At 38.1% G+C, this 21,319-nt stretch carries 21 protein-coding genes; 5 read left to right on the plus strand and 16 right to left on the minus strand.

What is annotated here, in order from left to right; translation table 11 throughout:
* The first annotated feature begins 18 nt into the window (after positions 1–18).
* From AC2JBO_RS07215 to AC2JBO_RS07230, 4 genes are all read left to right on the plus strand, one after another.
* On the plus strand, positions 19–795 hold the full coding sequence (locus tag AC2JBO_RS07215) for a sulfite exporter TauE/SafE family protein (protein ID WP_496952951.1): 777 nt from the start codon (positions 19–21) through the stop codon (positions 793–795).
* Between the two features lie 60 nt (positions 796–855).
* A complete protein-coding gene (locus AC2JBO_RS07220; RefSeq protein WP_496952952.1) occupies positions 856–1,995 on the plus strand; it encodes a BMP family ABC transporter substrate-binding protein in 1,140 nt (379 codons plus the stop codon).
* 367 nt (positions 1,996–2,362) lie between these two features.
* Positions 2,363–2,860 carry a hypothetical protein gene (locus AC2JBO_RS07225; RefSeq protein ID WP_496952953.1) on the plus strand — a complete coding sequence of 166 codons (498 nt, stop codon included), beginning with the start codon at positions 2,363–2,365 and terminating at the stop codon, positions 2,858–2,860.
* A 244-nt stretch (positions 2,861–3,104) separates the two neighbouring features.
* Positions 3,105–3,305, plus strand: a complete 201-nt coding sequence (locus AC2JBO_RS07230) for a hypothetical protein (protein WP_496952954.1) — start codon at positions 3,105–3,107, stop codon at positions 3,303–3,305.
* 12 nt (positions 3,306–3,317) lie between these two features.
* Here the strand turns inward: AC2JBO_RS07230 and AC2JBO_RS07235 are convergent, their stop codons facing one another.
* The 14 genes from AC2JBO_RS07235 to AC2JBO_RS07300 form a co-directional block, all read right to left on the minus strand.
* Complete coding sequence (locus tag AC2JBO_RS07235; protein WP_496952955.1) at positions 3,318–3,623, minus strand: TMEM165/GDT1 family protein; 306 nt, start codon at positions 3,621–3,623, stop codon at positions 3,318–3,320.
* A gap of 24 nt (positions 3,624–3,647) precedes the next feature.
* The gene (locus tag AC2JBO_RS07240) at positions 3,648–4,055 is read right to left on the minus strand and encodes a TMEM165/GDT1 family protein (RefSeq protein ID WP_496952984.1); all 408 of its coding nucleotides are present in this window, start codon (positions 4,053–4,055) and stop codon (positions 3,648–3,650) included.
* A 316-nt stretch (positions 4,056–4,371) separates the two neighbouring features.
* Positions 4,372–6,510: a GumC family protein gene (locus AC2JBO_RS07245; RefSeq protein WP_496952956.1), complete on the minus strand. Its 2,139-nt coding sequence runs from the start codon at positions 6,508–6,510 to the stop codon at positions 4,372–4,374.
* Between the two features lie 489 nt (positions 6,511–6,999).
* Complete coding sequence (locus AC2JBO_RS07250) at positions 7,000–8,559, minus strand: TrbI/VirB10 family protein (protein WP_496952957.1); 1,560 nt, start codon at positions 8,557–8,559, stop codon at positions 7,000–7,002.
* A 117-nt stretch (positions 8,560–8,676) separates the two neighbouring features.
* Complete coding sequence (locus AC2JBO_RS07255; RefSeq protein WP_496952985.1) at positions 8,677–9,333, minus strand: hypothetical protein; 657 nt, start codon at positions 9,331–9,333, stop codon at positions 8,677–8,679.
* 47 nt (positions 9,334–9,380) lie between these two features.
* Positions 9,381–10,190: a hypothetical protein gene (locus AC2JBO_RS07260; RefSeq protein ID WP_496952958.1), complete on the minus strand. Its 810-nt coding sequence runs from the start codon at positions 10,188–10,190 to the stop codon at positions 9,381–9,383.
* A 14-nt stretch (positions 10,191–10,204) separates the two neighbouring features.
* Positions 10,205–11,236, minus strand: a complete 1,032-nt coding sequence (locus AC2JBO_RS07265; RefSeq protein ID WP_496952986.1) for a hypothetical protein — start codon at positions 11,234–11,236, stop codon at positions 10,205–10,207.
* A gap of 7 nt (positions 11,237–11,243) precedes the next feature.
* Positions 11,244–12,038 (minus strand): hypothetical protein, encoded by a 795-nt coding sequence (locus AC2JBO_RS07270; protein ID WP_496952959.1) that lies wholly within the window; start codon positions 12,036–12,038, stop codon positions 11,244–11,246.
* 86 nt (positions 12,039–12,124) lie between these two features.
* Positions 12,125–14,866 (minus strand): putative type IV secretion/conjugal transfer ATPase, encoded by a 2,742-nt coding sequence (locus AC2JBO_RS07275; RefSeq protein WP_496952960.1) that lies wholly within the window; start codon positions 14,864–14,866, stop codon positions 12,125–12,127.
* Positions 14,820–15,188 carry a hypothetical protein gene (locus AC2JBO_RS07280; protein WP_496952961.1) on the minus strand — a complete coding sequence of 123 codons (369 nt, stop codon included), beginning with the start codon at positions 15,186–15,188 and terminating at the stop codon, positions 14,820–14,822. Before AC2JBO_RS07280 ends, AC2JBO_RS07275 begins: the two co-directional genes overlap by 47 nt.
* Positions 15,188–15,628 (minus strand): hypothetical protein, encoded by a 441-nt coding sequence (locus tag AC2JBO_RS07285; RefSeq protein ID WP_496952962.1) that lies wholly within the window; start codon positions 15,626–15,628, stop codon positions 15,188–15,190. Before AC2JBO_RS07285 ends, AC2JBO_RS07280 begins: the two co-directional genes overlap by 1 nt.
* 326 nt (positions 15,629–15,954) lie before the next feature.
* Positions 15,955–16,527 (minus strand): WcaF family extracellular polysaccharide biosynthesis acetyltransferase, encoded by a 573-nt coding sequence (locus tag AC2JBO_RS07290; protein WP_496952963.1) that lies wholly within the window; start codon positions 16,525–16,527, stop codon positions 15,955–15,957.
* Positions 16,528–16,550: 23 nt separating this feature from the next.
* Positions 16,551–17,117: a YdcF family protein gene (locus tag AC2JBO_RS07295; RefSeq protein ID WP_496952964.1), complete on the minus strand. Its 567-nt coding sequence runs from the start codon at positions 17,115–17,117 to the stop codon at positions 16,551–16,553.
* Positions 17,114–17,944 carry a 2OG-Fe(II) oxygenase gene (locus AC2JBO_RS07300; protein WP_496952965.1) on the minus strand — a complete coding sequence of 277 codons (831 nt, stop codon included), beginning with the start codon at positions 17,942–17,944 and terminating at the stop codon, positions 17,114–17,116. Before AC2JBO_RS07300 ends, AC2JBO_RS07295 begins: the two co-directional genes overlap by 4 nt.
* Before the next feature lie 472 nt (positions 17,945–18,416).
* Between AC2JBO_RS07300 and AC2JBO_RS07305 the strand changes: the two genes are divergently transcribed.
* Complete coding sequence (locus AC2JBO_RS07305; RefSeq protein WP_496952966.1) at positions 18,417–19,313, plus strand: class I SAM-dependent methyltransferase; 897 nt, start codon at positions 18,417–18,419, stop codon at positions 19,311–19,313.
* 28 nt (positions 19,314–19,341) lie between these two features.
* Here the strand turns inward: AC2JBO_RS07305 and AC2JBO_RS07310 are convergent, their stop codons facing one another.
* A complete protein-coding gene (locus AC2JBO_RS07310) occupies positions 19,342–20,109 on the minus strand; it encodes a glycosyltransferase family 2 protein (RefSeq protein WP_496952967.1) in 768 nt (255 codons plus the stop codon).
* Positions 20,110–20,112: 3 nt separating this feature from the next.
* Complete coding sequence (locus AC2JBO_RS07315; protein ID WP_496952968.1) at positions 20,113–21,300, minus strand: glycosyltransferase; 1,188 nt, start codon at positions 21,298–21,300, stop codon at positions 20,113–20,115.
* Positions 21,301–21,319 lie beyond the last annotated feature (19 nt).

The following is a 21,319-nucleotide window of genomic DNA, read 5'->3' on the forward strand; positions in this document are numbered from 1 at the left end:
TACTTCATCCCACATTCTATGCTCACATCAAAATTGTTATTCCTCGTTATCGGTGGTCTAGTATCTGGAATTCTAGCTGGATTTTTGGGTATTGGCGGCGGTACTGTTTTAGTACCTTTGCAAGTAGCATTAGGATATACGCCGCTTCAAGCTATTGCTACTAGCAGTTTTTCTATTGTTATTACTGCCCTAACTGGAAGTATCCAAAATTGGCGTATGGGCTATTTAAGCTTCAAGCGTGTTATATCCATAGGATTACCTGCTGTTATTACTGCACAACTAGGTGTAGAACTTGCCGCGCGTATTCCATCGTATATTTTACTAATAGCGTTTGGTATATTACTTTTACTAAATATTTATTTAGTAGAATTACGTAGAAAAATGGCGAATCATGAATTAAATACGCAGCCCAAGTTTAACCAATTTTTAGCAATAATCTTTACCGGAGGGGCAGCAGGAGTACTTGCAGGGTTATTTGGTGTAGGTGGTGGTGTAATTATGGTGCCTTTACAAATTATACTGCTAGGGGAAACTATTAAGGTTGCGGTTCAAACTAGTTTGGGTGTAATTATAATTACTGCTATTTCTGCGACAATTGGACATGCAGTTAAAGGTAATATTTTGTGGATAGAAGGACTAATATTGGGTATTGGTGGATTGATAGGCGCCCAAATCGGTACTCGTTATCTGCCAAAGCTTCCCGACCACATCATTAGTTTAGCGTTTCGGACACTGCTTGCTGTTTTATCTATATATATATTCTGGCAAGCATGGCAAGCGTACACGTTACGGTAAACAACCATCATAAAAGCTACAATCAAGCAAAAACATTTATATTTTTGCTTATTGGCTAATATGGAACGTCGGGAATTTATAAAATTTATCAAAAATACAGCGTTAACGGGTGCTGGGATGACGTTTACTAGCTGCTCCCGTAAAAGTATAACTTCGGAACCAACAGTATCAGCTTCACCAGTCGCTAATCAACCGTTAAAAGTCGGATTTGTTTATGTTGGAACTGTGGGGGATGTGGGATGGACTTACTCCCATGACTTGGGACGTCAACAGATGGAGGCAAGTCTGAAAGATAAGGTCAAAACGACTTTTGTGGATAATGTTAACGAAGATGCGGAAGCTCTTAGGGTGATTAGACAATTAGCGCTTGATGGTCATCAGTTGATTTTTACAACTTCGTTTGGCTATATGAATTCAACAATTCAAGTTGCCAAAGATTTTCCTCAAGTCGCTTTTGAAAATTGTACCGGATATGAACGCGCGGCAAACGTCGGTACTTATTTAGGTCGCTTTGAAGAAGCGCGATATTTAACCGGGATGATTGCTGGTAAAATGACTAAATCAAATATCATCGGTTTTATTGGCGCCTCTCCGATACCAGAAGTTATACGCGGTATTGGTGCATTTACTCAAGGTCTAAGATTAACAAACCCTAAAGGCAAAGTGCGGGTAGTGTGGGTAAATACTTGGAACGACCCAACAAAAGAACGGGAAGCTGCACAAACTTTAGTTAACTTAGGCGCCGATATATTAGCACAACATACAGACTCAGCAGCAGTAGTTCAATTTGCCGAGGAAAAGGGAATTTATGCATTTGGTTACAACAGCGATATGAGTAAGTTTGCACCAAAAGCTCATTTAACATCGGCGATTAATCAATGGGGTAAATATTATACCGAAAGAGCCACAGCAGTAATAGACAAAACATGGAAACCAGGGGATATTTGGGATGGTATTGGAAAAGGAATGGTTGACCTATCACCGATGAACCCAGTAATTGCAAATGATATACAAAACTTAATTAATCAAAAGCGTGATGAAATCATTCAAGGAACTGCACATCCTTTCGATGGTCCAGTCAAAGACCAAAATGGAGTTGTGCGAGTTCCTAAAGGCAAAGTCCTCGATGATAAAGCACAATTAGCAATGAACTGGTACGTTGAAGGTATCGAAGGAGCAATTCCAAAATTGATTACGTAGGGTCGGCACTGCCAGCAAGTTTTGCAGAAACAAGCTAAGAAGTTTCATAAACCTTTAACGGCACCTTCTGATTATAAATTGCAGTTATTCTTCAATTTCAATACCCGCCCTAAAAATGGTTTACCAATGACTCTAAGCGTGCGCACGTACACCAAAATGATTTAATAGTAAGTATTCGTGTTAATTCACGCAATTAGCTTAATAATTCTTAGTCAAAGCAAATTACTTACATAGTAAGGGTTATAGACACTAAATAAGCGTAAATACTTAGTAAAATTCAACCAATTTGTTAAGGATAATTGCCATCTGTTGTCAAAGTTACTTTTTATAATACACACTATAAATATATATACAGGCAATTATTCCTATGAGTGCTATTTCCAACGTTGAATTCAAACGCCCTGTTTGGCACACAGTGTTAACATTAACTCTAGGCTTCTGGCTAAGTGCTAGCCTTTTCCTCGACTGGGTAATTATGCCTAGTATGTACTTTTCAGGGATGATGAGCCTAGATAATTTCGCTTCTGCAGGTTACTCCATTTTTTGGAGTTTCAACCGCATTGAATTATTATCTGCTGGTATAGTTCTAACTGGTATTCTGGTTTTATCAAAGACTCAATTACGTTGGTACAGTGGTGTAGCAGCTTTAGCCGTTGCCCTCTTAAGTATATCCTTTGTGTTTACATATTTCTTAACACCACAAATGTGTGCCACAGGAATAAACTTAAACTTGTTTGACAAAGCATCTGAAGTCCCAGCATCCATGAATTTACTACATGGTTTATACTGGAGTTTTGAATTATTCAAGCTGACAGCAATTGGCTTGATATTTGGATGGTCTTGGCGCCAGAAAGGTTTAGTGTAGGTTTGAAATCATAACGACATAGCGACATTTATGTAGAGACTAAACATGTTTAGTCTCTACAATCATATTATTCACGCGAAATGTCACAGTATCAACCTCGAATTATAAAGACAGAACAAGAAAATGAAGAGTTTCTAAAGATTGTAGAGGAAATGTTATCGCGTAAACATTTAACTCCAGAGAAAAAACTCTCTTAGAATTACTTGTAAAGTTAATTGAAAATTTTGAAGATAAAAATTATCAGTTGAACTGTTCTACACCACGTTCTCGGTTAATTCATTTGATGGAAGCACAGAATGCAACAGATGTTGCTTTAGTAGACGTATTTGGTTCCTCTGAAACTGTTGGTAAAGTTCTCAGTGGTAATTTAGATATAAATCTACAACAAGCTTCAGTTCTAGGGAAAATGTTCCACGTTGACTACAGCTTGTTTTTAGATGAATAATGTTACATTTTTTTAAGCTGTTTCTTCTTGCGACTCGTCAACTTCTTCATTATTGAAAAATAATAAACGCACTGCAAGAATTGCAAATCCTACTGCTGCAATACCTTTGAGTAATCTTGTTGGTAAAACTTGTGCAACTGCACCTCCTGCTAAGGCGCCCAGTAAACTAGTTAATAGCAGTGCAGCAGCAGTACCGAAGAATACAGCGCGCGGGGATTGGCAACGTCCAGATAGTGCAATTGCTGCTAGCTGACTTTTGTCGCCTAACTCTGATAAAAATACTGTAATAAAGCTTATTCCTAAAAGGTGCCAGTTCATAATTAGTAACGGGTAAGGGGTAAATTAACCTACGAAAACATCCCAAAATAACATCACGGAAATCACCATTAACATTACTCCTGCTGATTTTTCCACTGTTTTTTGTGAAAACTTGCTTGCCATCCAACTACCTAACAGTACCCCTAATAAGCTTGTGGTAATTAATGCTGCTGCTGAACCCAGAAATACTACTACTGGGGAGTGGGACTCAGCGCTCATCAACAGCGTTGATAACTGAGTCTTGTCGCCTATCTCAGCTAAAAATATCGTTACAAATGTTGTAGTGAAAGTTACCCACAATGACTCCTTCTTACAAGGCGCCTTTTCTGGGATTGACTGTAGTGTTTCAATAGTGGCAATGCCAGTTGCGGCGCCGAAGTCGTTCTCCGACAGAATTGGTTCAGTTAAGCTGGTTGGGGTGTCAAGTTTCACGAGCGCCATTTGTAAATTACTAGAGGTTTTTCATATTCTTCTCATTTTTACAGATTTCATTCACAAATTGCAACCCTTTCAAGAAGGATTGACCAACAAAGGAAAGAATACTGAGTAATCCAGTACTATAGATAATTTAACGACATAGTAGTCCGTGTCAATAGTTTTGGGGAGTTGTAGAATCAAATCCCCCCAACCCCCCTTAATAAGGGGGGCTTAAAACTGCTCTTATTCCCCCCTTATTAAGGGGGGCTAGGGGGGATCAAAATCTATAGCAACACACCAAAATTAATGACACAGACCAATAGTATATAGATTAACTTCTTTTCTGAGCATTGCTAACGACACCTAGAATGTTTATCCGAGAAAGTTTGAGGTTATCTAAGGCGCGTTTTAGTTGTGATGTTTCAGTTTTACCCATTCTCACGGCAAGTAAAATTCCATTTGTTGAAGGCGCCAACAAACTAGCATCAGCAAGTTCATCTAAGTGAGGCGTGTCATAAATTACTATGTCGAACAGTTCTTGAAACTCTGCCATGAGTCGCTTCATCTTTTCGGAAGATAGTAGTTTGATGGGGTCTGGGGGTGTTGGGCCAGAGGTAATAATAGATAGTTCTTTGATTTGCGGGTAGGGTCGAATTACTTCTTTGATAGGGGAGTTGGTTGAAATAAGGTTAGTTAGTCCCCATAAATTATTGAGGTTAGAAAGCGTATGAATAGTAGGTTGACGTAGATTTGCATCGACTAGCAGTACACTTTGACCCATTGCTGCGGCAATTTTGGCAAGATGAAAGGCAATTACTGATTTACCATCAGAAGACATTGCGGAACTTACTACTATCGAACGAATAGGACGGTCGGAACCAAGAAACTGAATGTTTGTATATAGTACTCGTAAAGCTTCTAAAAACTTTTCGGAATAGTTACCATAATCTGATACGCGCGCGATGTTTAATTCTGGAATACTCGGATGCTGTGAGTTTATTGTTTGGATTGTTGAACTTGTTTGTTTATTTGTACGATTTTGTTCGCTAAAGAGTTGTCTCTCGAATGGAATAGTACCTACCAAGGGTAGCTTGACTGCTTCCTTGAGCGATGCCACTGTATGATATGTATTGTCGAGCTTGTCTAATAATATTGCGGCGCCGGCTCCTGCTGCGATACTACCAAGCAACCCCATAATTAAAGCACGCTTCGTATCTGATGCTGGAGACTCTGGTTGACTTGCTGGTTGAATTAACTGCCAAGGTAACTCAGTCTGTGCGATTTGGATTTGTAAAGTTTCGCGGGTCGTCAGAAAACGATTTAAACTATCGGTAGCAACCTGTAATTTTCGCTGCAATTCGGTATACTGTCGCGCGAGTACAGGTAACTGGTTACGCTGTTCTTCGAGTTTTTTTTCAGCTTTAGCAAGTTCTTCGCTCTGCATCTGTAACGTTTGCAGTTGCGTAGCTGCTTGTGCAACCTTTACATCTGTAATCCGCTGTGCTTCTCTATTTAATAAAGGTAATAAATTATCCCTTTTCTCTCTCAACGTGCGAATAGTCGGACTATCTTCTTGCAAACGCGCGAGTTCCGCAGCTATTTGTGCTTCCAACTGACGCACTTGCACAAGCAACTGCTGGTAAACAGTTGCATCGTTCAACGCAGCTAACTGACCGTTATTCCCAGTTAATTCAGATGCACTTGCGCGCGCTTGTGCTAACTGTTGATTAACAGTGAGTCGCTGTTGCGATAAGGAACTAAGCTGAGTTGTAATTTGCTGCGCTTGAGTTTCTGGGTCTATAAAATTGTTTCTTTGTTTAAAAAACTGTAAATCTCGTTGAATTGCATCGACTCGTCTTTGTGCAGAAGGAAGTTCTCTTTCAACAAAGGTAATTCCCTGACGCAGTTTCGTTTGTCGTTTCTGCAAACTATACTTCAAGTAATCTTGAGAAATAGTCTTGGCAACATCATGAACTTTTGCCGGATTTTCACCTCGATACCGTACTTCAATAATCTTAGTTTCACCCAAACGAACGACTGTTAGGGAGTTAATCAACGTTAGATAGTCAATTTCTGGATAAGACTTTCGTAATTTCTGAACCACATCACTCAATAAATCAGGACTTTTAAGAACCTGTATTTGACTTTCGTAATCTAAACTCGTTTTAGAAGTTGAACTTTGGTCTTTAGTAATATCAAGCACCTTGCTATCGTCTACTGATTCCACTAACAACCTAAAACTACTTTCATACTCTTTTTTCTGGTTTACCGTTGAGTTAACGGTTATCCCCATGACAATCGTTCCCACCCCAACCACAACTAGTAAACGGCGCCGTATAATACCTAGAAAGTCGCGAAAACTCCAATCATCACCAGCCTCTTCAGACCAAGGTAAAGCTACAGGTTCGCTATATTTTTCAGAGTTCTTGCTGTGGTCACGGTCAGAAGAAAACTTAGAGAAATTCCCCATTTTTTTAAATACTTAGTTACAATTTAAACTTTGTAAACTGTTTCTCCAATCATGCGTTGTAGAGACGCGATGTTTCTCGCGTCTCTACATCTACGTGTCTCATAAATACCTTAGAACTAATTATAGGTGAAAATTATTAATTATGGGGATAATAATATTAAACCATTACAAAACAAGCAAAGCAATCACTTAACCCAAAATAGTGTTCATTAACAAATCTTTCCTGTGTGTTCTCTGTGTCTCTGTGGTAAATAGATATACACAAAATTACAATCAGCAAGCTGTTTTAATGCACAAATACTCAGCATAAGTTGCTGCATTACAATTTGCCTCCACAATTTCAAAATCTGCTCTCGTTAACATTCCTTCAATAATCCATGTAAAAGTACTATGCAAAGTTTCCTGTACCTGCTCCCAAATCAATAACGGTATGCTCTGCATTAATTCCCAAATTGCTGCTATTGTTTAGGTTTGTAGAAAAAACATATATTAAAATTGCATAGTTTGATTTATGTACACTTCAACTTCTTTTCCAGCAGGTAAAAACCATATATTAGTGCGTTGATTCATCATTTGTGAAATCGCTTGGTTGTTGCGTTGGGCTAATTGAGGAACTATTGTAGTTATACCCCCTTCGGCGACACCTGCTAATATATTGCGTTTATTGCCATTATTCGTAACTGTAGTACTACCAGCGCTTACGCTAATTTGAGATTCATTACGGTTAATTAATTCTGCTGCTTTGCCAATACCTCCTAATACAAATAGTTGTGTGTCCATCCAAGCTACTGACCCTCCTTTGGTAGAATATTGGTTTGCTATAAGTGGTTTACCTTCACGCGCGCGAATCATCATTGCATTTTCGGGTAAAGTTTTTTCTGATAAGCTATTACTATTACGAGTTACTAGTTTGGTGACGTTAAGTTGAACTAAACCTTGTTCGTTAATTGAACGAATTTCTGCTAATAGTTCTGTGTTAACTGGTAAAGCTATTTTTCCGTCTGTAGATTTGAGTGGTTCTTTTAAGCGCACTACAAATACTGGTTTTCCTGTTTCGTTTGCGCTGTTGTTGTTACTACTACTACGGGTGCTTTCTCCAAATAAGGCAGTTGCAAATACTGCTTTTGCTGAACTACCTACCGCTACTGACGGCGCCTTTGGTGTGGGTGTTGGTGTGGGCGTTGGTATAGGTGGTGATGCAATAATTGGTGCAGGAGTGGATATTATTGCTGGTTTCGGGGTTGGAGTGGGAGTAACTGGTATCACTGGTAATGTAGGTGTAGGTTGAATAACAGGAGTATTACTAGCAACTGAATCTTTTTTGTAGTAATCGTTTAACTCAGCTAGCTTAACTAAATCTTCTAATGAGTTTGCTGTTATTTGCGGTGTTGGTTGAATAGTTGCTGTAGTTGGTTTTACTATTGGTTGGGGTTTTGCAGGTACTGTTACTGTAACAATGCGTACACGTTCTGGTTGTGGTTGTGGTCGTAATTGTGGTCGTGGTTGTATGAAGGGTGGAGTATAGTTATTTGTTCGAGGTGTATCTGAATATGCTACCCGGACTCGGTTGGTGACGGGTGGTTGTGTTCTTATTTGTGTTCTTACTATTGTTTGAGGTGTGGATTTAGGAGATACTGGTATGGGGTTTCTGAGTTGCTGTTGTGCTGCTCTGACTGCTTGTGCTTGTTCGGTTAATGCTAGTTTTGTTTTTAGGTTTTCAATTTCTGAGTCGGTTGATGGAGATGGTTGAAGTGTCGGTTGCGGTTGTGCGGTGATGGTATTTACTTTCTGTTTTTGATTGCCAGGATTCATTAATTGTGATAGAAATACACCCGCTACTAAAACTATAGCAAACGTCGCGGCGCCGACTAAACCCAGTTTTGCAAAGGGACTTGAGGATAATGGTTGTTTGGTTTGTACTTCTTGGGGTTCTGGAGTACTGATGTTTTGTGGTTGGTTGTTGGTAGGATGCGTTGTTTCTAGTCCTACTAACTTTGCCATTCGTTTTTCCCAGTCTTCGGTATCGGGGGTAGTTGGTAGTTTATTCATATAATTTAATACCTTTTTTACTTTACCACAGAGGCGCAGGGGGCAGAGAGAGGGTAGGGTGCGTCAAAGCTATTACAATCTTCAATAAAAAGAAAAATTGATCTGCTTTGACGCACCTCACGAGCAGTTTTTATCTTTAATGTCACAAACGTTATATATTTGGAGTCTTGCTTCTCCAAGACGGGATACTGCTATATTTAAGGGAACTGGTAAGTTTGGTAGTGAGGCAAAGTTAGGCGCCTCTACTGCTTGTACTAGAATTTGTTTATTAAAGGGTACTGTTTTTCCTAATTTATCAGAGTTTGTAAAAATTATTTGGTTTGCGACTATTTCAACTTTCCATCTACCCTCACTGATTTTAGTAGGTTGACTAATGGTTTGAATAACTAAGACGTTTTCGGTTCCTTGACTCAAAGTTTGTGTGGGACTAATTATTGATTCTAACTTTGGCTTTAAATTATCAGTGACTAAAACAGAACTAGTTTCCCAAACCGTGCGTGGTTGTTGTTGCTGCGACCAAGTAAGCATTAAAGTCATCGTTTCACCCACAAACCGTCTTATCGTCTCCGGATATCTCTCCATATCAGGTTTTGGGTCTACACTTATCGCGCGTCCATCTATTAACTGCACCAAACTTTGAGGAGTTAAGCGTTTCTGTAACTGCTGCAACATCGACCAGTGAAACGTCAACACCAAAAACGTAAACAAATGTAACCCAAACGTCGCTACAGTAAACAACGGCAAAAAACTACTTCTCTTACTCTCAGCTTTCATCACCTCTAACTCTTCCTTTGTGTACTTTGTGTCCTTTGTGGTTTAATCTATTTAATAAACCTCTGGTCATTTCTCAAATTACCGCAATTACCTTGACTCAAACCACTATACTCATCCACCAAACATAAATTTCTAATTTCATAAATCTCCAACTTATCCGCGCGCACATTATAAATAGCTTTTTGTAAATCCGTTTTCATACTTTGCGGATACCCAAAAGAATCTACCGAACGCACTAAAAAATCTTTATTAAACGGAGTTATAATACTACGGTTATTTGATTGTTTTTTTTGAATTAAATCTGCCACCATCCCAACTTTCCACTTACCAGGAGCAATCTTTTTTGGAGGATATATCCTTTTTACAGCTAACTGTGATGAAATTTGATTAGAATTATTCAAAAAAACTTCGGGTGGTGTCATGGAAGCTATTGTTGCCAAAAACCCCTTACGAAAATCTTCAGATAACGCAAACCCTGCAACCCAACTAGTTGTACTAATTTTTTGACTCCCCTTTCCTGTTGGTACTAATATACCCCCGTCTGGTTTCGGTTGTGTTGCTTCATCGATAGACAGTGGTGGTAACTTCCCCGACCAGTTAAACATTAGCGTCATGCTTTTGTTCACAAACTGACGTATTGTCTCAGGTTCCGGTTCTAAGTTAGACTTGTTTATATCCACTGTCTTCCCGTCTATCATTTGCACAAAGTTGGGAGGTTTGTGTAAACTCATCTGATGAATATTCAGACCTTGTAACACTAGTACAAACAAAGCTAATAGGTGTAACCCAAAAGTCGTAAACGCAAAAATGGTTAGAACACTTGTTTTAGCTTTTTTCTTTTCGAGTAAACGAACCATGTTTCACACCTTTGCTAAACTCTATCTCGAACTAATGCACCCGTATAGCTAATGGCGTTAAATATCGCAAACCCTCCTGCACCTGCTATAACTAAAGAAACGATAGGCGCCAATAAGCCAAGAAAAATCATAAACCACATCAAGTCAGGGTCAGTACTTGCATCTTGTCCGGGGCCATTGACAATAACTGCGGCTGTTAATATGGCGATTATATTAAAAGATATTTTAGAAATCCCTAAACATAAAAACCCCGTTAACCATGCGTAGATTGGTTTCCCAGCAATTGGCAATAAAGAACCTCCGACTGCGAGTGGGCCTAAAGCAGCTACTAACAACATCGTAGCTTCGATAAGATTCTGAAACGCATACTGTAACGAAACAAAAAAGTTTTTAATAATCGTTTGCACTGTCGAACCAAGTAATGCATTAAAGGTACTTTCTGATACACTGCCTGTATTATAAGCAATTTGAGTTACCTTTGTTTCCAAACGGTCTATCCAAATTTGATTACCGTATAAATTCCGATATTCTTGCCACAGTAAGCTAGCTTTTTCACTTGCTTTGACTAAGCATTGACTTTGTTGTTCTCCCAGAAGTGACCCACATGGACGTAGCAAAGAACCCGCTATTTCTTCAGCAGTACTCATGTTCAAAGCTTGCTGATATACTTTATTCGCGTCTGCTGTTGTAATAATTTGCTGGTTAACTGTGTTGAGTAAATTCCTTACACTTAACGTCAAGTTAGATAACGGACTCCCATTTCCCGTATTCGTCAGTAATAATACGATAATAAACGGCCATATCAAAGCTGATATAGGTCGCGAATAATCACTATATATCAAATCTTTGAGCCATTGGAACATAAAAAATAATAATGTTCCTACTGCAAAAAATATACCTAAATTTGTTAATGCTCCGTAAAAACTACCAGTACTACTTTGTAATAAATCTAACCACTGCTTATCCCATGCATCGGCGATACTTTTTGATGTAGTGGCGCCGCTACCAATTACATTATCTACACCGATTTGGGCAATAAAAATCATCATATCATCAAGGTTTGCGACCGAATAAGTCAGTTTGAGAAGTAGTACGCAAAAGTCGCGCTGCTTCAGTTGAGTTGTCTACCCGACGCGCGCGGTTTGTGTCTTCCATCTCTTGGGCAATACTAGCAAGGTTTAAGTTGGAGTATTGTAAAAGCTGATTTTCATGAACTGTTTGTGCGAGTGTTTCGGCGATGATTTCTGACTGGTAACGCTGTATTCTAATTTGCTGTAGCATTAAGTTAGATTGGTTAATGAGATTTCGTAAGGTTCCGAAAAGTGAAATATCGTTAAAAGTATTACCAGTAATTTGATTAATTCGGCTATTAATATCGTTGATAAAATTTTGGTTATTTTCGTCTGCTTCTTGGGTAAATGCGTCAAGATTTTTTAATTCTGTTTCGATGTCTTGGAGTTTGATTTTTGTTCGTATTTGTCCGTTGTTTCCTAATACCCCAGCGGCAGAACTGCGAAATATTAAACGGTTCATTTCATTGCCAAAAATTCTTGAGTTGATTAACGGGTTTGTTTCATAGCTACTCGACAATAAGTTTATATTGATATCGTTACTAAGAATTTCTCCGGCGCCTATTGGGTTAGGGATATTGAGTTCTCCTGTGGCGCCAGTTATTGCACTTTGTCCTGAAATTTGTAACGGTTTTAGCTCATCTAAGTTATTTCTAAGATGGTTTTGTAAGTCTGTTGAGTAAGATTGAAAGTCCGTCCATACTTTTCCCAGTTGTGCAGTTGCTGGTAAAATGGCGAGACAAGATACAAAAGTAACAAAGATAAAGAATTTTTTCATATAATAATCATTTTTTTCTTTGCGTACTTTGCGTACTTTGCGGTTCGATTAATTAAACCGCAAAGCACGCGAAGGTCGCAAAGGTGTTAAGAAGTTTTACGTAAGGACGTAATTAATTGATGAGCAAATTTAGATATAGCTTCGTATTTATCAGGATATTTCTTCATAATAATGTTCCGCGCGTTTTGCTCATTAGGATTATTTGCCACTACAGCGAGTTGTTCGTATCCTGGGTAGTAACGGCAAAAGGTATAAATACCGTTATTATCTAGTAACCATTGGCTATATACTCCTTCTTTTCTTGGAAAAAAGCTTTCTGATGCGTTGCGTGAGATAATTTCGCGCGGATATTTTAATATATCTACAAAACTATCTATAGCAACGGGTTGAATACGTCCAACCAGTCTTGTTGTTAAATTTTGTAATATCTTAGATGCAGCTTTTGATTTGGCGATGGTATCAGGGTCTTGTGCCGATAAAATTACACGTATCCCAGCTTTGGCGCCGTTAGCACATATTCTACCAACAAGGTTCGCGATTTGCTCGAATTCAAACAAGATTGGCGCCTCGTCGATGAAAAATATCGATGCTGGGTTACTAAGCGCACGACGTAATGCTGCTGAGTATGCACTCAATGATAATATTGCCGCGTCTTCACTATCTGATAAATTTCTTAAAGCAAATACTAAAAGTTGAGCATCGGTAGGGAAACTGGATGGTGCTGATATTGCTTGTCCGACTCGACTCGATAACCAAAACCGCAAACGCAAACGAATTTGACTAAGTGCATCTTCTACTCGCTGACTCATTGCGTCTAGTTGTAAATGTTCAGGGGAACAAAAGTATAGAAAATCTTGCAAGGTTGGAGTTTTTTGCCAAGCTATACTCCCAAACCCTCCTTCCATTGCTGTTTTATATCTTTGTTTGATCCCCTCGTCGGCAAAGAATGCTGTTAATGCAATATTTAATAACGAACGCACTGTTTGTGATAGCAATGGGTTATGGGTTTCGGCGCCTAATACCATTGTCATGAGTGCTGATTCGAGGAAAGCTGTATAATCTAGCTGACGGTCGCGTTGTTCTTCTGGGGATAACGACCGCAGGTCTGGCTGTTCAAATAAGTTATTCGATTGCTTGGATATGTCAAAATAGGCGCCTCCTTCTATAAACTGTGTATAGTCGGTAAACGTTGATGTTCCATCTGGTTTAGGAAAGTCTAACGCAACTACTGGTATATTATGTGCTAATGCCTGTGTTAATATCCCTGATACTAATACTGATTTACCCGCGCGCGTTGTGGCAAATAAAGCTAAATTCTTATGCTCGTTAAATAAGTCTAAATGTATCGGTGTGCCACCTTCTTCTGCTATCAACTCAAACCCGTACTTGTCACTAGGTTTGGTTAGTACTAAGGGCATCAAACCAGGGACTTCGCTGGTTAAATATAATTGGCGCCGATTAAAAGGTTTTGCTAATAGTTTTTCCCATACTATAGGTAAACTTTGTAACCATATTTTCCAAGTGTACTGAGTTTCTCGAATTACCTCCGCTGGACGTTGAAAGCAATTTTCTATATATCTCGTCGCTTCGTCTAGCTGTTCAACAGTAGGACGATGAACAAAAATAACGACTCCTGCGTAAATTGGTACGGCGCCTTCGTATAATTGTTCTTGTGCTGCTACTGATTTCCTTAACTTTAACTGAGCATTAACGTCAATCGTTTTACTTTTTTCTTGAGCCATTAAAGCTGTCATATTCGACTGCTTCAAGACTCGCTGTAAAGTTGTTTTGACCAAAGCAGGGTTTGCCGCAGTTAGTTGGCAAAATACTTCTGTGTCTACAACCGTCTCGCGCGCTAATAATTCCCACAAATACCGTAACTGCGCGGTTTTATTTTGCCAGCTACCCGGTTTCTCTAAAAACGTCAAGGCGCCTACATAATTATCTTTTACATTAATCCAACGACGGTCTGCACAGGGTATACTTGACTTTATTAATAGTGTTGTACTATGAAGGTTGTCTAATAGTAACTTAGTACTTACTAAATCGGAATAAGCTTCTTCGTGGAGTCCATTTTCATCGAATGTAAGCAACTGAGGGATGGGGATGGGTGGATGATTATTAAAACGGCGCCAAATTTCACTCCAAAGTTGCTCGGTGTTTAAAGGTTGAACATCGAGTGTCATTTTGTTGGCTAATACTTGCTCCCAGCGACAAAAACCTTGGAAAGCGTCGTTAATAATGGTCTCAAGTCTTTGATTTTCAACTTCTGCGACTTCTCCCTTGAATTTCAGCCAGAATAATTCAGCTTTGGCTAAAATCCGTTCTATCCAATCATTTGTATTAGTGGAATTACTTTCAACTGTATAAGTAACGTAAATTCGCAAGAATTTTGGCTTGCGAACACCCTGAGTCGTTAGTTCCTGAATGCGCGCGCGTTCTGCGAGCAGTAAATATTTTATATCTTTTGAGGGTACATTTTTAATTAGAGACGCGAGTTCTTGCTGTCGTTGAGCATCTGAACTAAACGAACCAAGGTGAAAAGTAATTTGCTCGTTTACAGGGATATCCTTTAAACCAGCTTCAATATTACTCATGATTTGGTCGATTTGTTCCGTTCTCAAAGTCGTGTGAACACCACGACACTCAAAACCAAAAACAAAGCATAATCTATCCTTTTGAGTACCTTGCGTCAAAATATAGGCGCCAATGTCACGTCCACCTAGTGAAACACGCAACATTGTAGCCAAAGAGAGCGCATCCTCAAACGGAGTTAATCTTTCACTTCCTGTTCCTTCGACGCTTTGCTTTCCGATTTTTTCCTTCATGATGTCTTAGGATGCTTTGATAACGTGCAAATCCTCTCGTCCAAGTCGGAACACCGATAAATTTACTCAAAAAGCGCCAACTTCGACCACCTGTGAGTATCCACCAAGTAGCAACACCCCATGTAGTAATTAATGCCGTCCATAACCATTTTTGAAATTCATCTTGGAATAAACCTCCAAAAATGCCGTTGACAATAAAATAAGAAGCTAAAGCAATAATCGTCCAAGGAAGAACCTGGTCGGCAGGTATGGGACCTAATGAAGGTTGACTACCGAGTATTCTATTAACTGGACGAAAATCCTTATCTTTATCTTGACTCATTAACTACCAATTACAAAACCTGTAAGTACATCCGCAATTGTCACAGCTATTACAACCAGTAAGGGTGTTCTAGCTACATTTTGCCAGTCATCATCCCTACGAACAGCGTTAATTACACCAATTAGAGATATTGCTATATACAGTAAATATAACGCGCGAATCACGTTAAAAATCAAACTAATTGCCGCCTGCGTACCAGCGACATTAGTAGTGCTTGTGTTACTTTGTGTTAAGTTATTTCTGAAAAAATCCTCCGCGCGTTTAAAGAACTGAGCTTGAGCGGGGTCTGCGAAATAGTCTAACCAAAAGCAAACCAAAATTACACTCACTGCAACAACCTGTAAAAATATAACTTGGCGCCTGGGTAAATTGCAGGAACACCCAATTTGATGCAAAATTACTGAAATTAAGCTACCTGCGAGCAAACAAAACAGCAGCACAGGGCTTTTCAAGCATAGGACGCTCAATAATACCGCGCAGGCAAGAAAAAAAGGTATAGATTCAAGCATCATTAAACACCAAGATTTCAGTAACCTATTATAACTATTGACAATCAGAAAAATTTTAGTATAATTATTTTTTACAATTAGCTATGTAAATTCTTGTATGATTATACATCAATTTTCTTCGTCAAGACACTATCAAAATTTTGTATTATTTGTAGGGTGTGTGACGCTACGAAAAAATAGAGCGTAATAACAAGACGTGTAACGTCACGCACCTGCTTATTACGTGGGTCGGTGCGTGAAAGCACTTTAATATTACGTTACATTGATTGATTGTAATAGCTTTCACGCACCCTACATTTTCGTTGTTTAACAGGTTGTGCGGGATTGCCAGAATATATAGTCATTGATTCTAGGGAATGAGTTGTAACGCTACCCAAAGTCAACACAGCACCCTTACCAATAGTCACACCTGGACCAACCATCGATTTAGCGGCAATCCAACTACTTTCTTGAATATAAATAGGAGCTACAGATAATTTAAAGTCAGCGTCGCTCCAATCGTGGTTTCCAGTACATAAGTACACACCTTGAGACAAACAAACATTATTTTCGATCTGCACGTGAGCAAGATTATCAATCCAGCAATCTTCACCAATCCAAACATAATTGCCAACAGTTAGGCGCCAAGGGAACTTGACTTTGACTCCAGGTTTAATCCGAACTAGTTGTCCAATTTGCGCTCCAAATAATCGAAGTATCCCAACCTTAATATTAGATATTGGCAACCAATGGCATTCCACCAAAGGAGAACCGACCAAGTACCATAAAATTTGCTTCCATAAAGGCGCCCCAGGTGTATAAGTACCGATAGTATATTGGTCTAAACGCATAAAATTAATTTATATTAAAACATTTAATAGCTTGCTCCGGTTTGTCCAGTAACAATCCACAGTATCGACCGAAAAATATCTCGAACAGTACGAAGCTTGGACTCTGGAAAAAGAGGTAAATTTGAATGAACGGAAACAGGAGTAAAAACAATACCTCGACTTCCAAGCACAAAAGTACCAATACAAGAAGCTCTCTTCATGTGATAATCACTGGTAATTAAATATAGATGTTGAATTTTAGCTTGTTGGAAGTCATTTACTAAAGTCGTAAAATTAGTCACAGTATCAACCGCGCGTTGATCGATATGTAATTGAGTTAAGTGAACACCCGCAGTTTGAAATATTTTTTTAGTTTCTAAAGGATTGGGACCAGAAGACACCCAAATATGAAAATTCGGAAACCAACGTGCGATTTCAGCAGTTACTTCTTCGCGTTTCGGTTCACCACCCAGAACTAAGAAAGCTTGAGGGTGCGGTGCTTGGTGCATTGCGATTGTTATTTTAACTGGAATGATGAGTATAAGGGTGAGAATTAAAGAAATTATAAATAGGCGCCAGTATCTCTTGAATAAGTGATAAGCATGTATCATTTTCGATAATAATGAGACTTTTTGATTCCATGTTTAAACACTTTACGAATACCATTACGTAGGATAGCATCTCCTTGTAATATCAAATCTCTAAACTTTTGCTCCGGGCGCCCGCGAAAAGAGGTAATATGAAAGTATTCATTATTTTCGACGGGTTGATTGGAAAAATAATAATTAGATACACAGCAGCGTTGACCTTGATGATTAATTTTACTAACCGAATGTAAGGATTTTTTGTTTGTCGCCATAATCACTAATCGGTTAAACTTACTATGAATTGTACGACATTTGTCTTTTAACCCATTATCCCAAAGTTCTAAATTTCCCCCGTATTCCTCTTGCCAGTGGGGAGAGACGTAATACAAAAGATTTAAAACACGGTATTTATCCCGGTCTTTGTCATGAGAATTATCGAGATGGGGATTTAAAAAACAACCATTATCCATCAAGCTAATACCACCTGCATAAAGATACTCATCGGGAAATAACTGCTCAATTTTAGTAATTTCAGAAACAATTTTTACTACTTTGGGATGTTGGAAAGCATAAACAATTTCTGATATAATCGGATTAAACTTATTTATTTGAATTCCTACATATTTGTATTCTCGTAAATCTTTTAGAAGTAACATATCTTGCTTTTGGGGAAAAGCTTCATATATAAACTTTACATCAGCCTCATCTAGTAAATTATCAATGTAACAACTATTAATTCTGTTTTGAGTATTAAATTCTTTGCAAATAGTGTCTTTTGCAGCTTCCAATTTACTGGCAATCACTTCAGCCAATTTTTTTCTTTCTACTAAATAAGAATTATTCGTTGCCATCTTTTTAAAATTTAGTTTTGCTACTTGATAATCTTTTCTATTTCGCCTTCTAGAATCCGAAAAGTTATAAATTTATTTTTTGTAAACCCATGTATAGTTCTTTACATTTTTAGATAAACTTCTGCTAAAAGAATTATGATATACATTATTTGATATATAAAATAAATATAATAATTTGATATAAGTTATATTCTTAAAAATACGCACTACCTAATTTTTTTCACAAAGTCAGGATACTAAAAACTTAAAAAACAGCATCTATATACTTAAATATTGCACATTGATTAAAAAATGGCAATATGAACAACAAAATATTCTGTAAAAATTTAATTTTATGTAATATCGTCAATTTGTTTGATTTTTGAAGACAATAGTGTAAAATACCAGAATATTTACATCATATCTTTGCAAATCAAGATGACCATATATCTTTTGAAGAATAGATTTATTCAGCAATATATAGTGGAATAGTATGTTAAATCAATCATCACAGAAGATATTAAGTTATTTGTCTAGCCAAAATGAAGTTGAAGCATGGGAAGAAGACATTTTAATTTGTAAAATTCCCCGCATGACACCAGCAATGGAAGCGAATAGTTATTACTTTGGGCATCCAGAGTGGGCAAAGAATTATTTTGACGCTTGTCATCGAGATGAGAAGTTTATAGAACTTTGGCAGGCAGTCATTAAGTATTGGGATGGTAAGATAGTTGTTGACATTGGGTGTGGTCCAGGTAATATTTATGCTTCTTTAAAAAAATATTGTGGAAAACCAAGCTTATTAATTGGTGTAGATATATCGCTTGGCGCCTTAAGGATAGCTCAACAAATAGGTTACACTCCTGTTTTAGCAGATGCACATCATTTACCCTTAATTTCCGAATTTGCCGATATTGTGATGCTTAATGCTTGCCTACATCATTGTGATGATATGGGGAAAGTTTTAGCAGAAGCTTCGCGTTTAGTTCGTCCTGGTGGACTGTTAATAACCGACCACGACCCGCAACTAACTGCTTATCAGTTTCGGGGTTTGGGTTTATTACTGTGGCAAATGCGTTTACCGTTTTATCGTTTTATTAAACGAGGTGGACATTCGACACCTAGCGAGCAATTTTGGAGTACAGGTACAGAAGTACACCATAAACCGGGTGATGGTACAACACCAGAGTTTTACCGTGATATACTCGAACCGCTTGGATTTGAAGTTCAAATATATCCCCATAGCCATATGGTAGGTGAAAAAGCTTTACAAGGGGATTATGGTAAATCTTTTGACAAATGTCGTTTAGCTCAACGACTATCGTATATCGACCCAGATACACCAGAAGCAGCGCTGTCGTTAATGTGTGTTGCTAGGCGCCATTCGTAATTTAAAAAAATGTAAAAATGTAGAGACGTTACATGTAACGTCTCTCGATTTCAATTAGGCGAATAGCGAGAATTATTTCAGCCAAAACACGTTGAAATGCATAATACCAACCTCCCCAACCATCGAAAATACCACCTTTAAGAATTAGACAGTAAAATAAGATAACAAAAGGTGCCACTATCTTCTGTTTACGGATAGTATCGCTCAAACTAAGTTGCCTAATCGGTGTTTGTTGTAATTTTTTAGCTTCGATAACTAAATAACGGTCTTGTGCCCATAACCAACGACTTAAAGGTTTACGGTCATCGTGGTAGATATAACTTGAAAGTATTCCAGATTTACCTTTGACTTGTAAAAGCTGTGTATGTCCATCATCTATATAAATAGATTTGTCTTTACGGAAAAGGACTTGTCTTGGAGGAAGTATTGTCCCCCGCAAGGGTTTTCCAAATACGCAATATTTAAATTTACTAAAATACCCATCTATTGGTGTATCTTCAGGTAATGCTTGAATTTCGTGAATTAGCTCCTGTGAAACTGTATAATCAGCATCTAAAGAAAGTACCCACTCAGAAGCTACCTGTTGTAATCCGTAATTCCACTGCATTGCATGAGTATCAAATGCACGTTGAAATATTTTAACTTGTGGGTATAATTTTAGAATATCTAGAGTTTCATCAGTACTATAACTGTCAATCACAATAATTTGCTTTGCCCAAAACAATTTTTCGAGAGTACGGTTGATGTTGGGCGCCTCATTGTAAGTGAGGATAACAGGAGTTATTTTTTCTAACATAATTTAATTTATAGCCATAATTGGCTGACGCTGGAGTAGACAAGAGTAAACTTTTTGCATTTGGCAAGCTACTTTGTCCCAGGTATATTTATCAAAGACCAATTGACGCGCGCGCTCACCCATGACTTTGGCTTGTTCTGGATTGCTTAAACAATCAATTAAAGCATTGGCAATAGCATCGCTTTCAATGTCAACAACAAGAGCAGCTTGATTGAGAGCAGCTTCAGGAAAATTACAACCTTTGGTGATTATACAAGGTAAACCTGAAGCCATTCCTTCTAAAACAGACATACTAAACCCTTCTGAATAGGAAGGTGCGACATAAATACTAGCGGCAGCAAGTGCTGCATATTTCATTGCACCTGTCAACATCCCTGTAAAGGTGACAGCATTGAGGCAACCCGATGCAGCAAAGTAATCTTTAACTGTTGGCAAAAATCCAATACTATCGGAACCTGCAACAATTAAATGAGTATTGGGAAATTTAGCTAACGCTTTGGCAAATGCTGGCGCCAGTAAGTCAAGTCCTTTCTTTGGGTCTATACGAGCTAAAAATAGAATTAAGGTTTTGTCGCGCGTATGAGGAAATTGTTGATAGAAAGTTTCAGGGTTATGTAGCTGTTCAAACTCTTGGTAATTAATACCATTAGGTACTGTAACCAAAGGAGCTTTTAATTGAAGAGGTTTAACGTTTTGTGCTTCTGCCGAGTTTAACATCTGAATAGCACTAGCATTATTAAGAGCAGCTTTTTCTATTACGTTATAGTAGATTTTTTTCTTCCAAGATTTATAATTAAGTGCCCAAGGCTCTAACATTCCTTGAGGGTTATTAATGTAAGGAATGTGGTGGATTTTACAAGCTAGATGAGTAATAGAAACAGGGTAAGAAAAAACTGCAATTGTGTGTACTAAGTCATAGCTAGCAACATTATTAAATAGCCATTTTGTTAATGACATACTTAATTTATAATCCCCAATATGCCAGCGTGGAAAGTATTGAAGACGATAACTTTTTTCATCATCAAGCCAAGTTTGAAGTGGCACATCTAAATCGTCCAGACCATTAGCATTCGTAGTTACAATATCAATAAAATTTCCTAGCTGCCCTAAAGCTTGAGCTAATTCAATTGCTATTTTAGAAGTACCTCCATAAATAGAGCCAATGCCAGGAATAACAAGTAAAATTTTCATAGTAATAGTTAGTTTTAAA

Source organism: Calothrix sp. CBUCES-K 9914 (assembly GCF_059640475.1).

Coding starts and splice junctions, on each gene's coding strand:
- AC2JBO_RS07215 (WP_496952951.1), top strand. CDS start 19: ATGCTCACATCAAAATTGTTATTCCTCGTTATCGGTGGTCTAGTATCT.
- AC2JBO_RS07220 (WP_496952952.1), top strand. CDS start 856: ATGGAACGTCGGGAATTTATAAAATTTATCAAAAATACAGCGTTAACG.
- AC2JBO_RS07225 (WP_496952953.1), top strand. CDS start 2,363: ATGAGTGCTATTTCCAACGTTGAATTCAAACGCCCTGTTTGGCACACA.
- AC2JBO_RS07235 (WP_496952955.1), bottom strand. CDS start 3,623: ATGAACTGGCACCTTTTAGGAATAAGCTTTATTACAGTATTTTTATCA.
- AC2JBO_RS07245 (WP_496952956.1), bottom strand. CDS start 6,510: ATGGGGAATTTCTCTAAGTTTTCTTCTGACCGTGACCACAGCAAGAAC.
- AC2JBO_RS07250 (WP_496952957.1), bottom strand. CDS start 8,559: ATGAATAAACTACCAACTACCCCCGATACCGAAGACTGGGAAAAACGA.
- AC2JBO_RS07255 (WP_496952985.1), bottom strand. CDS start 9,333: ATGAAAGCTGAGAGTAAGAGAAGTAGTTTTTTGCCGTTGTTTACTGTA.
- AC2JBO_RS07260 (WP_496952958.1), bottom strand. CDS start 10,190: ATGGTTCGTTTACTCGAAAAGAAAAAAGCTAAAACAAGTGTTCTAACC.
- AC2JBO_RS07265 (WP_496952986.1), bottom strand. CDS start 11,236: ATGATTTTTATTGCCCAAATCGGTGTAGATAATGTAATTGGTAGCGGC.
- AC2JBO_RS07270 (WP_496952959.1), bottom strand. CDS start 12,038: ATGAAAAAATTCTTTATCTTTGTTACTTTTGTATCTTGTCTCGCCATT.
- AC2JBO_RS07275 (WP_496952960.1), bottom strand. CDS start 14,866: ATGAAGGAAAAAATCGGAAAGCAAAGCGTCGAAGGAACAGGAAGTGAA.
- AC2JBO_RS07280 (WP_496952961.1), bottom strand. CDS start 15,188: ATGAGTCAAGATAAAGATAAGGATTTTCGTCCAGTTAATAGAATACTC.
- AC2JBO_RS07290 (WP_496952963.1), bottom strand. CDS start 16,527: ATGCGTTTAGACCAATATACTATCGGTACTTATACACCTGGGGCGCCT.
- AC2JBO_RS07295 (WP_496952964.1), bottom strand. CDS start 17,117: ATGATACATGCTTATCACTTATTCAAGAGATACTGGCGCCTATTTATA.
- AC2JBO_RS07300 (WP_496952965.1), bottom strand. CDS start 17,944: ATGGCAACGAATAATTCTTATTTAGTAGAAAGAAAAAAATTGGCTGAA.
- AC2JBO_RS07305 (WP_496952966.1), top strand. CDS start 18,417: ATGTTAAATCAATCATCACAGAAGATATTAAGTTATTTGTCTAGCCAA.
- AC2JBO_RS07310 (WP_496952967.1), bottom strand. CDS start 20,109: ATGTTAGAAAAAATAACTCCTGTTATCCTCACTTACAATGAGGCGCCC.
- AC2JBO_RS07315 (WP_496952968.1), bottom strand. CDS start 21,300: ATGAAAATTTTACTTGTTATTCCTGGCATTGGCTCTATTTATGGAGGT.